This window comes from Pseudomonas sp. W15Feb34, from assembly GCF_023127765.1.
Taxonomy (GTDB): Bacteria; Pseudomonadota; Gammaproteobacteria; order Pseudomonadales; family Pseudomonadaceae; genus Aquipseudomonas; species Aquipseudomonas synxantha_A.
In genome coordinates this window covers 75156-87998 of the sequence record NZ_SPKN01000033.1, presented here as the reverse complement: position 1 = coordinate 87998, position 12843 = coordinate 75156, and the positions used below count along the sequence as shown (strand labels likewise).

General features: G+C 59.7%; 13 protein-coding genes. 6 read left to right on the top strand and 7 right to left on the bottom strand.

What is annotated here, in order from left to right; all coding sequences use genetic code 11:
• Positions 1 to 177: 177 nt before the first annotated feature.
• The 3 genes from E4O97_RS16525 to poxB all read left to right on the top strand — a co-directional run bounded on the left by E4O97_RS16525 (position 178) and on the right by poxB (position 4357).
• On the top strand, positions 178 to 1836 hold the full coding sequence (locus tag E4O97_RS16525) for a nitrite/sulfite reductase (RefSeq protein ID WP_122734705.1): 1659 nt from the start codon (positions 178 to 180) through the stop codon (positions 1834 to 1836).
• Entirely contained in the window at positions 1820 to 2314 is a 495-nt protein-coding gene (locus E4O97_RS16520; RefSeq protein WP_005788729.1) for a DUF934 domain-containing protein, read from the top strand. The genes E4O97_RS16525 and E4O97_RS16520 overlap by 17 nt, the downstream gene beginning before the upstream one ends.
• A gap of 318 nt (positions 2315 to 2632) precedes the next feature.
• Positions 2633 to 4357: a ubiquinone-dependent pyruvate dehydrogenase gene (gene poxB / locus E4O97_RS16515; RefSeq protein WP_103734337.1), complete on the top strand. Its 1725-nt coding sequence runs from the start codon at positions 2633 to 2635 to the stop codon at positions 4355 to 4357.
• A gap of 51 nt (positions 4358 to 4408) precedes the next feature.
• Here the strand turns inward: poxB and E4O97_RS16510 are convergent, their stop codons facing one another.
• Entirely contained in the window at positions 4409 to 4966 is a 558-nt protein-coding gene (locus tag E4O97_RS16510; RefSeq protein WP_005788734.1) for an NAD(P)H-dependent oxidoreductase, read from the bottom strand.
• Between the two features lie 227 nt (positions 4967 to 5193).
• Between E4O97_RS16510 and E4O97_RS16505 the strand changes: the two genes are divergently transcribed.
• Entirely contained in the window at positions 5194 to 5430 is a 237-nt protein-coding gene (locus E4O97_RS16505) for a hypothetical protein (protein WP_032875971.1), read from the top strand.
• Positions 5431 to 5492: 62 nt separating this feature from the next.
• Here the strand turns inward: E4O97_RS16505 and E4O97_RS16500 are convergent, their stop codons facing one another.
• Positions 5493 to 5831, bottom strand: coding sequence for a hypothetical protein (locus E4O97_RS16500; protein WP_032880976.1), 339 nt, complete (start codon positions 5829 to 5831; stop codon positions 5493 to 5495).
• Positions 5832 to 6014: 183 nt separating this feature from the next.
• Between E4O97_RS16500 and E4O97_RS16495 the strand changes: the two genes are divergently transcribed.
• Positions 6015 to 6923, top strand: coding sequence for a LysR substrate-binding domain-containing protein (locus tag E4O97_RS16495; RefSeq protein ID WP_248161762.1), 909 nt, complete (start codon positions 6015 to 6017; stop codon positions 6921 to 6923).
• Between the two features lie 8 nt (positions 6924 to 6931).
• Here E4O97_RS16495 and E4O97_RS16490 read toward each other — a convergent pair whose 3' ends face one another.
• The 5 genes from E4O97_RS16490 to E4O97_RS16470 all read right to left on the bottom strand — a co-directional run bounded on the left by E4O97_RS16490 (position 6932) and on the right by E4O97_RS16470 (position 12007).
• A complete protein-coding gene (locus tag E4O97_RS16490; RefSeq protein ID WP_078821556.1) occupies positions 6932 to 7501 on the bottom strand; it encodes a GNAT family N-acetyltransferase in 570 nt (189 codons plus the stop codon).
• A gap of 23 nt (positions 7502 to 7524) precedes the next feature.
• Entirely contained in the window at positions 7525 to 9780 is a 2256-nt protein-coding gene (locus E4O97_RS16485; protein ID WP_248161760.1) for an Orn/Lys/Arg decarboxylase N-terminal domain-containing protein, read from the bottom strand.
• A 105-nt stretch (positions 9781 to 9885) separates the two neighbouring features.
• Positions 9886 to 10626 carry a DNA polymerase III subunit epsilon gene (gene dnaQ / locus E4O97_RS16480; protein WP_164699548.1) on the bottom strand — a complete coding sequence of 247 codons (741 nt, stop codon included), beginning with the start codon at positions 10624 to 10626 and terminating at the stop codon, positions 9886 to 9888.
• A gap of 84 nt (positions 10627 to 10710) precedes the next feature.
• Complete coding sequence (gene rnhA / locus E4O97_RS16475) at positions 10711 to 11163, bottom strand: ribonuclease HI (protein ID WP_003173571.1); 453 nt, start codon at positions 11161 to 11163, stop codon at positions 10711 to 10713.
• Positions 11164 to 11248: 85 nt separating this feature from the next.
• Positions 11249 to 12007 (bottom strand): methyltransferase domain-containing protein, encoded by a 759-nt coding sequence (locus E4O97_RS16470; RefSeq protein WP_032875979.1) that lies wholly within the window; start codon positions 12005 to 12007, stop codon positions 11249 to 11251.
• A 65-nt stretch (positions 12008 to 12072) separates the two neighbouring features.
• On the opposite strand from E4O97_RS16470, the gene gloB reads away from it, so the two are divergent.
• The gene (gene gloB / locus E4O97_RS16465; protein WP_078821519.1) at positions 12073 to 12840 is read left to right on the top strand and encodes a hydroxyacylglutathione hydrolase; all 768 of its coding nucleotides are present in this window, start codon (positions 12073 to 12075) and stop codon (positions 12838 to 12840) included.
• Positions 12841 to 12843: the final 3 nt, after the last annotated feature.

Below are 12843 nucleotides of genomic sequence, written 5' to 3'. Positions count from 1 at the left end.
GACCAGAGTTGCCCCTATGACAAATGTGGGTATGGCGATAACAGTTCTCATTAGTCAGTTTGGTTATTTACATATACCCAAACATCACTTTTGCGCATATACGCAAACTGGTATCGTGCGCCGGCTCCGTTGGGAGTGCGCGGCCGTGCGCGCAGATTTGCCGAGAACAGGACCTATATGTACGTATACGACGAATACGATCAGCGCATCATCGAGGACCGCGTCAAGCAGTTCCGTGATCAGACCCGACGCTACTTAGCAGGTGAACTGAGCGAAGAAGAGTTCCGCCCTCTGCGCCTGCAAAATGGCCTTTATGTTCAGCGCTTTGCGCCGATGCTGCGGGTCGCCGTGCCCTATGGCCAGCTGACTTCGCGCCAGACGCGAATGATGGCCAGGATTGCCCGCGACTTCGACAAAGGCTATGCCCACATCAGTACCCGCCAGAATGTGCAGTTCAACTGGCCGGCCCTGGAAGACGTGCCGGACATCCTGGCTGAACTGGCCACTGTGCAAATGCACGCCATTCAGACCAGCGGTAACTGCCTGCGCAACGTGACCACCGATCAGTTTGCCGGCGTCGCTGCCGACGAGTTGATCGACCCACGGCCGTGGTGCGAGATCGTGCGCCAGTGGACTACCTTCCACCCTGAGTTCGCCTACCTGCCGCGCAAGTTCAAGATCGCCATTAATGGCTCGACCTCGGACCGCGCCGCCATCGAAGTGCACGATATCGGCCTGGAGCCGGTGTACAACGCTGCCGGTGAGCTGGGTTTCCGCGTGCTGGTGGGTGGTGGATTGGGCCGTACCCCGGTGGTCGGCGCGTTCATCAACGAGTTCCTGCCGTGGCAGGACCTGCTGAGTTACCTCGACGCCATCCTGCGGGTCTACAACCGCTACGGCCGTCGTGACAACAAGTACAAAGCCCGGATCAAGATCCTGGTCAAAGCGCTGACCCCTGAGGTGTTTGCCCAGAAAGTCGATGCCGAAATGGAACACCTGCGCGGCGGCCAGACCACCCTGACCGAAGCCGAAGTGCACCGCGTCGCCAAGCATTTTGTCGATCCTGAATATAAAGCCCTGAGCAACCAGGACGCCGAACTGGCCGCCCTTGACCAGCAACACCCAGGTTTCGCCCGCTGGCGCACGCGCAACACCCTGGCGCACAAGAAGCCAGGCTATGTGGCGGTGACCCTGTCGCTCAAGCCCACCGGCGTTGCCCCAGGCGATATCACCGACAAGCAGCTGGACGCCGTTGCCGACCTGGCCGAGCGCTACAGCTTTGGCCAACTGCGTACCTCCCACGAGCAGAACATCATTCTTGCGGACGTCGAGCAAAGCCAGCTGTTCAGCCTGTGGGGCGAGTTGCGCGAAGGCGGTTTTGCCACGCCGAACATTGGCCTGTTGACCGACATCATCTGCTGCCCGGGCGGCGACTTCTGCTCCCTGGCCAACGCCAAGTCGATCCCGATTGCCGAATCCATCCAGCGCCGTTTCGACGACCTGGACTACCTGTTCGACATCGGCGAGCTGGACCTGAACATCTCCGGTTGCATGAACGCCTGTGGTCACCACCACGTCGGCCACATCGGCATCCTGGGCGTGGACAAGAAAGGCGAAGAATTCTACCAAGTGTCCCTGGGTGGCAGCGCCAGCCGCGATGCGAGCCTGGGCAAGATCCTTGGCCCATCCTTCGCCCAGGAAGCCATGCCCGAGGTGATCGGCAAGCTGATCGACGTCTACATCGAACAGCGCACCGAAGATGAACGTTTCATCGACACCTACCAGCGCATTGGCATCGACCTGTTCAAGGAGCGCGTCTATGCAGCGAATCATTAAGAACAACGAAGTCGTCGACGAAACCTGGCACCTGCTGCCCAAGGACGCGAGCTTCGACGGCATCTCCAACTGCGACGACCTGATCGTGCCGCTGGCCCTGTGGCGCGAACACGGCCATGCGCTCAAGGCCCGTGATGGCGGCCTGGGCGTGTGGCTGGACGCCGATGAAGAAGCCGAGGAAATCGGTGACGACGTGGAACACTTCCAGGTCATCGCCCTGAACTTCCCGGCGTTCACCGATGGCCGCAACTACTCGAACGCCCGCCTGCTACGTGACCGTTATGGCTACAAGGGCGAACTGCGGGCGATTGGCGATGTGCTGCGTGACCAGTTGTTCTACCTGCACCGCTGCGGGTTCGATGCCTTCGCCTTGCGCGCCGACAAAGACCCGTACGAAGCGCTGGAAAGCCTCAAGGATTTCTCGGTGACCTATCAGGCGGCCACTGACGAGCCGCTGCCGCTGTTCCGTCGACGCTGAGTATCAAAATGTGGGAGGGGGCTTACCCCCGATGACGGAGTACCAGTCAACAGATTCGTTGCCTGATCCACCGCTATCGGGAGCAAGCCCCCTCCCACATTTGGTTCTGCTTGGCTCTGCAAATTTGGGTGGGCAGACCAAGGCCAACGTCGCCCCGTGCATTGCGCTGGTACGTGACCAGTGGTTCACCCCCCGGCGCCCCCGCCAATACCGCGTGGCCATGAAGCAATCTTCACACTATAGGGTGAGCATTCGCTGTAATCGAACTGTCCTCTACTGATCAGCAGTTTTTAACCTCACTGACGACTGGAGTTCCTTATGGCGAAAATCAACCTGGCCCAGCAACTGGCGACCACCCTTGAACAGGCGGGTATCAAGCGCATCTGGGGCCTGACCGGTGACAGTCTCAATGGCCTGACCGACGCACTGCGCAGCATGGACAGTATCGAGTGGATGCATGTGCGCCACGAAGAAGTCGCCGCCTTTGCCGCCGGTGCCGAAGCCGCCGCCACGGGGGAGTTGACGGTGTGTGCCGGCAGTTGCGGGCCGGGCAACCTGCATTTGATCAATGGTTTGTTCGACTGCCATCGCAACCATGTGCCGGTGCTGGCGATTGCTGCGCAAATTCCGTCGTCGGAGATCGGCCTCAACTATTTCCAGGAAACCCATCCCCAGGAACTGTTCAAGGAGTGCAGCCATTTCATCGAGCTGGTGAGCAACCCCGAGCAGATGCCCCAGGTACTGCACCGTGCCATGCGCTCGGCAATCCTCAACCGCGGCGTAGCGGTGGTGGTGATTCCGGGGGATGTGTCGTTGCTTGAAGTGGAAGATAAACTCAAGCCCTGGCCAGCTCTGCACGCACCGCGCACCTTACCGGCTGAGCAGGACTTGCAACGCCTCAGCGAGATCCTTCAGGGCAGTGAAAAGGTCACCCTGCTGTGCGGCAGCGGCTGTGCCGGTGCCCACGACCAAGTCGTAGCGCTGGCCGATGCGCTCGGCGCGCCGGTGGTGCACGCGTTGCGCGGCAAGGAACATGTGGAGTGGGATAACCCGTTTGACGTGGGCATGACCGGCCTGATCGGTTTCAGTTCCGGTTACCATGCCATGCTCGACTGCGACACTTTGATCATGCTCGGCACCGACTTCCCCTACCGCCAGTTCTACCCCACCGATGCCAAGATCATTCAGGTTGATCGCGACCCGCAAGCCCTGGGACGACGCGCCACGCTGGATCTGGGCATCGCCGCCGATGTCAGGGAGACCATCGATGCCCTGCTGCCGCGCCTGACCCGCAAGACCGATCGCAGCTTTCTTGAGACCTCGTTGAAGCACTACGAGAAGGCCCGTCAGGGGCTGGACGACTTGGCGCAACCCTCCAAGGCGAATCGACCGATCCACCCCCAGTACGTCGCACGCTTGCTCAGCGAGCTGGCCGACGATGATGCGATCTTCACCGCCGACGTCGGCTCACCCACGGTGTGGGCGGCGCGTTATTTGAAGATGAATGGCAAACGCCGGCTGATCGGCTCGTTCAATCATGGCTCTATGGCCAACGCCATGCCCCAGGCCATCGGCGCCCAGGCGGCATTCCCTGGGCGCCAGGTGATTTCAATGTCGGGCGATGGCGGGTTTACCATGTTGATGGGGGATTTCATTTCACTGGCGCAGTTGAATCTGCCGGTCAAACTCATTGTGTTCAATAACTCGTCCCTGGGGTTTGTGGCCATGGAAATGAAGGCTGCCGGGTACCTGGACACTGGCACCGAGCTGAAAAACCCGGACTTCGCGGCCATGTCCAATGCCATGGGCATCCTGGGGATTCGCGTGGAGCAATCCGAAGACCTCGAGCCGGCTTTGCGCCGCGCATTGGCCCATGATGGCCCGGTGCTGGTAGACGTGGTGACCGCCACTCAGGAACTGGTGATGCCGCCAAGTATCAAGCTGGAACAGGCCAAAGGGTTCAGCTTGTATATGCTCAAAGCGGTGATGAGTGGGCGCGGGGATGAGGTGATTGAACTGGCCCGGACCAACTGGCTGCGTTAAACGAAAAGGTGGGAGGGGCTTGCTCCTCCCACACCTGAGCGCATTGCCCGATCAAGCCTTCTGTTTTTCTACCCATTTGCCGTAGGCATCGATAAATGCTTGCAAGAATGGTTTGGTCTTTTCCGACACCTTGCCCGCCTCATCGAACACACTGCCCGCCCCACCCAGGTAAGCTTCCGGCTGCTGCATGCACCACACATCCAGGAACACCAGTGACTGGCGCAGGTGATGATTGGCGCCGAAACCACCAATGGCACCCGGCGACACACTGATGATCGCACCAGGCTTGCCGCTCCAGGCGCTTTGCCCATATGGACGAGAACCTACGTCGATAGCGTTCTTCAACGCTGCCGGTACGGAGCGGTTGTATTCCGGGGTCACGAACAGCACCGCGTCGGATGAACTCACCTGTTGGCGGAAAGTACTGTAGGCTGCGGGCGGTGTTGCACCGTCGATGTCCTCGTTGTAGAGCGGCAAGTCGCCGATTTCAACAATGTTCAACTTGAGATTGGCAGGCGCCAGCTCGGCCAAGGCCAGGGCGACCTTGCGGTTGATCGACGCTTTTCTCAAGCTGCCCACCAGGACGGCAATCGTGTAGACCTTGCTCATTGAGGTTTCCCGACTTCTGAATAAAGGAGCTTGTAGTTATAAAGGCTTAGCGGCGTGTTCACCAGAGGGTTTCGATGATTACCGGGGCGTTTTCCTTGCAGTAACCTGCGTAGGAAGTGTCTGAAAATATCAGCGAATAGTTTTTTTTTCTTATAGGTAAACTACCCCGCTCCCTGACGGTCTACAGAACCGCAAATCGAGCGTTTATCTCCAGAGGTTCTAAACAGATGGCAGCAGTACTAGTCGGACAGTTCCATGCCAGAGACGCGGAAGGCCGCGTATATTCGGTGCATGAGTTCCAGGAATCCAACCCGGCGCAAGGCGACCTGGCTGGCTCGACGCCCACCACCACCTACAAGCTGGCCATTGGCGACCGTGTAGAGAAACTGGAAGGCGATGAATTCAAACTGATCCAGTCGGGGACCATTCTCGTCCGCGAATCGAAAACTACCCTGGCATCATAAGGCTCCCCGTTTGTACACCCGCTCAGTCCTGGCCATCGATGGCGTTGACTGGGCCGGGGCCATCAAGGACTGCGGATCTGCGTCACTTCGATGCCCTGCTCACTTTGTTTGAGCGTCACCACCAGTTGCCCTCTCTCCCCCTCCACCGCGTACATCGAGCGCTTGTAGCCCGACCGGTTGGACGCGGGGTACGCCTCCACTTGCTTGATCAAGGTAACCGCCAACACAGTGCCGACCTGCTCGTTCACTTTTTCCTGGGAACGGATGAACGTTTCAAGTGCAAGGCCTTCGGATGGGTGTTCCGTGGGGTCGTTGAAGAGGTAAGCCGCCACGCATCCCACGGTCACAAGAACCACGAGTTGCTTGGCCGTCACCCCGAAGAACGTCGAGGGTAGAGGCATTTGAGACCAGACCTGTTTTTTGTTGTAAGTACCGGCAAGCCGGCATTGGTCGTTGCTGATCAGACGCACCATTCTAATGAGGTCATGGCCGAGCGCCATAGGCCGGGGCGACCCGCGCAGTCTTTTTTGCGCCTGAGGGCTTGCACCATTGAATACCCATCGCGCTGCACATAGACTCCGGCCATGCGTTTACGTCATATCGAAGTGATTCAGGCCATCTTGCAAACCGGACACCTGGGCACGGCCGCCGAATGGTTGCAACTCTCTGTGGGTGAAGTAGACGCAATCCTGAAGGACGCCGAGTTGCAGCTGGGGTTCATGCTGTTTGCCAGCGTGCGCGGTCGGCTCCAGGCAACACGGGAAACGCTGGAGTTGCAGACGCACATTGCCCAACTGTACGAAGCCTTTGAGCCAGTACAGCGATTGGCCAGCCGTTTGAAACACCATCACGCTCCAACCCTGCGTGCCCTTTGCCCCCCGCCACTGGCCAACCAGCTGTTGCCGCAAAGCATCGCCATGCTGCGCAGACGTTTCCAGGATACGCCGTGCAATCTGTCGAGCCAGCCGACCCGGGAGATCGTCAGGAGCCTGCTGCTGCACGAAGCGGATGTGGGCCTGAGCCTGCATGACCCGGAACATGCGCAAATCCAAAGCACGGTGCTGGCCCAGGGCAAGCTGCAATTGCTCGCGCCCCATGGCTGGCTCAAACCCAGGCAGAAGTACATTGCGCTGCAAGACCTGGCCGGGCAGTCGCTGATCGGGCTTGAGGGGCATGACCCGCTCAGCCGCCTGCTGGATGCCAAGCTGCAAGCCCTGCGCCCGCTGCCGGTGGTGCAAACGCGGGTGCAGACGTACCAGATGATGCGCAGCATGGTCGAGGCCGGAGAAGGCTTGGCGATTGTCGACCCCTTTACCGCCTTTGGTGCAAGGGAGGCCGGGCTGGATGTATGCCCGGTGTCGCCCCCCATACTGGTCAGCCTCTATGCACTGACCCTGAAGGACGGTGCGACATCACCAGCCTTGAATGCGCTGCTGGAAATAGTCACCCAGAAAGCCGAAAGCCTGGCTTGCAACGACACCAAACCCTTGTAGAAGCGAGTTCAGACTGCTTCCACCTCGGTCTTGAACAACCGATACCAGAAAATCGCCACCTCGCGTGTTTGTGGATCAATCCCGCGATAACGCAGTTGGTCTATCCCGCCCATCACGTACCCGCAGCGCTCATACAGGCGGCAGGCACCCAGATTATTGTTCTGGGTTTCCAGCATCATGCCCGGTAGGTTTTTCTTGCGCGCCCAGAACTGCGCCACATCCAGCAGCGCCTTGGCCACGCCATGGCGTCGCGCCGGCAACACCACGGCCAACTCATCAACATGCGCAAAACCGTTCCAGTTGGTGCTGACCACAATGTGCCCTACCGCACGGTCATCCAGGTAGGCCATGAAGATCGCACTGTCGGCGGCATCGCGAAAGCTGGCGAACTCTTCCGGGTCGATGCCATAGCATTTGCGATACGGCAGGACGCGCTCAACCGGCCATTGCTCGACGCGCTGGCCCATCTGCGGTATGCCATAGGCGCTGACCTCGAAGCTGAAGTCATTGCCCCATACGTATGCGTCGAAGCCTTCGTCGGCGACGCGCACACTGAGCCCTGGGTACTTCGGGTTCATCACAGCTTGCTGCATAAACATTCTTAACCCTTGATGCAATCGACGGTGTAACGACGGCCACTGCCGTCATCTTCGTGTTGCAGCCCATGAACATCGGCGACAAAACCGGGGAAACTGCTATCGAACGTGCGGGCAAATGCCAGGTAGTCGATGATTGACCGCGTTGATTCGGTAAAGCGCTCGCCGGGCATGATCAATGGAATGCCCGGTGGATAAGGCACCAGCATTACGGCTGCGATGCGTCCTGGCAAGGCATCGATGGATACCGCTTCAACTTCGCCTCTGACCAGTTGGTCGTAGGCATCGGCGGGGTTCATCGCGATCTGCGGCAATACCGTGTACATGCGTTTAAGATGCTTGGCGGTGGCGTTGCTACGGTAACAGCTGTGCAACTGGTCGCAAAGATCGCGCAGGCCCAAGCCCTGATAACGTACCGGCCCCTGGGCGTACACCGAGGGCAAACAACTGGCCAGGCTGACGTTGGCATCGTAACTGCGCTTGAACTCCAGCAACTCGGTGAGCAAGGTGCTCCACTTGCCTTTGGTGATCCCCATGGAAAACAACACGAGGAACGAATAAAGCCCGGTTTTTTCCACCACCAGGCCACGCTCCCAGAGAAACTTGCTGACCACCGCGGCGGGAATCCCACAATCGCTCAAGGCGCCACCTGCATTGAGGCCAGGCATCACCAGGGTGACTTTGATCGGGTCCAGCAAGACATAATCTTCAGCCACATCGCCAAAGCCGTGCCAATCATCCTGGGGATGCAATAGCCAGTCCGCCGTGGCAACGCGGTCGATACCCGCCACCGATTGTGGCTGCCAGATCGAAAACCACCAATCCTCGGCAGCAATATGCTGGCGCAGATTGGCCAGCGCGCGGCGGAAACTCAGGGCCTCGTCGAACATTTCCTGCAACAGCGAGCGCCCGGCGGGGCCTTCCATCATCGCCGAAGCGACATCCAGCGAAGCGATGATGCTGTATTGCGGTGAAGTCGAGATGTGCATCATGAAGGCTTCGTTGAAACGGTCACGGTCCAGCTGCCGTGCGCCGCCATCCTGCACATGAATCATCGATGCCTGGCTGAATGCGGCCAGCAGTTTGTGGGTGGAGTGGGTGGTAAATACCAGCGGGCTGTCCGGTGTGCGCGAGGTGCCCATGCCATAGCGCCCGGCGAAAAACTCGTGAAATGCCGCATAGGCATACCAGGCTTCATCGAAGTGCAGCACCTCTACGCTATTACCCAATTGCTGCTTGATCAGTTCGGCGTTGTAGCACAGGCCGTCGTAGGTGGAATTGGTCACCACCGCCAGCTTCACCTTGGGTGGCCGGCCATATGCCAACGGACTGGCGTCGATCTTGGCGCGGATTGACTCGGGGCTGAATTCGCTCAGGGGGATCGGGCCGATGATCCCCAGTTCGTTGCGCTCCGGGCACAGGTACAGCGGGATAGCGCCGGTCATGATGATCGAGTGCAACACCGATTTGTGGCAGTTGCGGTCCACCAACACCAGGTCGTCGCGACCGACCATGGAATGCCAGACGATCTTGTTGGCGGTGGAGGTGCCATTGATGACGAAGAACGTATGGTCGGCGCCAAAGTTGCGCGCGGCGCGGGCCTCGGCTTCGGCCAGGGGCCCGGTATGATCGAGCAGCGAGCCCAGTTCAGGGACAGAAACAGACAAGTCCGAGCGCAGGGTGTTCTCCCCGAAGAACTGGTGAAACGCCTGCCCCACCGGGCTTTTACGATACGCCACGCCACCGCCATGGCCAGGGGTGTGCCAGGAATAATTGGAATCGGCGGTGTGCTGCACCAAGGCCTTGAAGAACGGCGGTAACAGGCCGTCCAGGTAAGTGCGTGCAGAGCGGGCGACCTGGCGCGCCAGGAACGGCACGGTGTCTTCGAACAGATAAAGAATGCCGCGTAGCTGGTTAAGCTCGCTCATCGCATCGGCCGGCGCGTTTTCCAGGGTGACTTGCTCACCCAGGGCAAAGATCGGCAGGTTGGGTGCCCTCACCCGCGCCAGGCGGATCAGCTCGACCATGTTTTGCAGCAGGTGGGTATTTTCCCCGGCGCCTTCTGCTGCGATCAACATGCACGCCAAACCGTGATGGGTGGAAGCCACCAACCGCCCTTCGGCGTAGTCCACCGCAGAAAATATACTGAAGCCCTCTTGTTCCAACTCCCTGGCGATGCCTCGAACCCGGTCACCGGCAACGGTGTCGGCCTTGATGTCACGGTGCACGATAAGAATAGGGAACTTGAGGTCTTTGTACATGAGCGCTCTTACTCCGGAGGGCTTTGCACTCAGGGTAGAAGCTGGAAGCGAATGTGGCGAATGAAGATTTGGCAGCCCATCAAGATCAACTGCACTGCCCCGTGCTTATTGTTGTGTCAATTGAGTCCACAACGCCGGCGCACCCGCCGCCTTGGCAATCGCTTCCAACCGCGCCACGTGCTCGGCCAGGTCCTGCTCGCTGGCGCGGATGATCGGCGTAGGCTTGCGATCGGCCGGCAGGCGGCGGATTTCCGAAGGGCGATTGCCGGAGCCTTCTGCCGAGCCGCTGCCATCAGAGGCATTACCAGCCAGGGACAGGCTGGTTTGCCCGCCGGTCATGGTCAGGTAAACGTCGGCCAGGATCTCGGAGTCGAGCAAGGCGCCGTGCAGTTCACGGCCGGAGTTATCGACACCATAACGCTTGCACAAGGCATCCAGGCTGTTGCGTTGGCCCGGGTGACGCTCACGGGCCATCATCAAGGTATCGAGGATCGTGCAGTGCTGGGAAATGTCCGCACGGTCCGTCTGCCCCATCAGGGCAAATTCGTTGTTGATGAAGCCGATGTCGAACGCCGCGTTATGGATGATCAACTGGGCGCCGTTGATGAACTCGAAGAACTCATCAGCGACTTCAGCAAAGCGTGGCTTGCCCTTGAGGAATTCATCGGTGATGCCGTGGACGCCGATCGCGCCTTCGTCACTGTCACGGTCCGGTTGCAGGTAAACGTGGAAGTGGCGGCCGGTCAGCCGGCGCCCCATCAGTTCGACGCAACCGATTTCGATGATCCGGTGACCATCGGTCACCGGCATGCCGGTGGTTTCGGTATCGAGTACAACAGATCGGATGGCCATCAGGGTTCAGCTCTCAACGGTGTGGTGTGCAATGTGATGTGGTGAATCAAAGGGCGCGATGTTAACACGTGAGCTGATTCAGCTCTGCTTGTAGCCGCGCACTTCATCCACGCCACGATTGGCCAACTGGTCGGCGCGTTCGTTGCCAGGGTGGCCGATGTGCCCACGCACCCATTTCCAGGTGATGTCGTGACGGTTGCATTGCTCGTCGAGCAACTGCCACAAGTCAGCATTCTTGACCGGCTCCTTGGCCGCCGTCTTCCAACCGCGCTTCTTCCAGTTGACCATCCACTCGTTGATGCCCTTCATCACGTATTGCGAGTCGGTCACCAGCAGCACGTTGCAGCGCCGCTTGAGTTCTTCCAGGCCACGAATAGCGCCCATCAGCTCCATGCGGTTATTGGTGGTGTTGGCTTCACCGCCCCACAGTTCCTTCTCCACGCCCTTGCACACCAGCAAGGCGCCCCAACCGCCAGGGCCGGGATTGCCCTTGCAGGCGCCATCGGTGAAGAGTTCTACGCTATCGGTCATCGGTTGTATCCATCAAAACGGGCTGGCGGTAATCGACCGACAGTATCCCGAGGCCGGACAAACCGGCCTGAAATCAAAAAAGGGTTCAGCGTTCGCTTTGCTTGCGGTTGACCTTGGCCATCGGCATCGGCACGAGCTTGCCAATGGGCTGGCGCGCAACCTGACGCACCGGCCGCAACCCGACCACGATCTTGCGCGCTACCAGTAGATAGAAGCCGCCGCCGGATAATTGCCAGGCACCCGCACGGCGTTCCCAGCCCGCCAGGCGGCCCTGCCACTTGGCTGTCGCAAGCGGCGGACGATAGCACCCGAAGCGACGTTTCTCCAGCGCAAAGCCCAGCAGGTTCAGCCAGTCTCCCACCCGCGATGGCGAGATGCAGCGCGCCTGACGCAGGCCATCACGGGCGAACACACGGCGCAAGCCCCAGCTGCTCCAGGGGTTGATACCGACAATCAGCAAATGGCCACCTGGGCGCACGCTGCTCGCGGCTTCGCGCAGCAACCCATGGGGCGACAGGCAGAAATCCAGGCCATGCTGCAGCACCACCACATCAGCGGCGTGCTCGCTCAAGGGCCAGGCCTGTTCCTCACAGACGATTTCCACCCCCGGCAGCGGCGCGCCCAGGCGAACATTGCGTTGCACCTGGGGCGCCGAAGGCGGCGTCTGGGCCGAGGGGCCGTAATGCACCAGATAGCCGCCAAAGAACCGGCCCAGCTCGTCGTCGAGCATACGCCGCTCTTCGTCCAGCAGAAATTGTCCAATCGGCCCGGACAACCATTCGCGGGCCGCGCTGATCAGGGCCAGCCACTCAGGATCGGCCTGGGCGAACGCTTTATCAGTCATTGCATTCTCCAACTCGCCTAGACGTTCTAAGATGCACCAATGTGTTCAGCTTGGCGAATCGAAGAATGATACAGATCAGTGCCCTACCCGCCTTCACCGACAACTACATCTGGTTGTTACAAGACCCTTCCACCCTGCGCTGCGCCGTGGTCGACCCCGGCGATGCCGCGCCGGTGCTGGCCTGGCTCAAGCAGAACACCGAGTGGACCCTCAGCGACATTCTGGTCACCCACCATCACCATGATCATGTGGGCGGTGTCGAGCAACTGAAAAATACCACCGGCGCCAAGGTCTACGGCCCGGCCAATGAAAAGATTCCGGCGCGGGATGTAGCCCTGCACGACAATGACCGCATCAACGTGCTGGGCTGGGACTTCGACGTGTACGCCGTGCCGGGGCACACGCTGGGGCATATCGCCTTTTACCATCAGGGCGTGTTGTTGTGTGGCGATACGCTGTTCGCTGCCGGTTGCGGCCGCCTGTTCGAGGGCACGCCTGAGCAGATGCATGCCTCCCTGCAGCGCCTGGCCGCCCTGCCTGCCGATACACTTGTGTACTGCACCCATGAATACACACAAAGCAACCTCAAGTTTGCCCAGGCCGTTGAACCGGACAACATCGATATCGCCGAACGGGTGGAAAATGTTGCCCAACTTCGCGCCCGTGGCGAGATCACGCTGCCTTCGAGCCTGGCGCTGGAAAAACTCACGAATCCCTTTTTGCGCACCGCTGAAACATCCGTTAAACAAAAAGCGGACGAACGGAGCGGCCACGACAACCGCTCTGGGGCCGAGGTGTTTGCTAGCTTGAGGGCTTGGAAAGATAAGTTCTAAGAG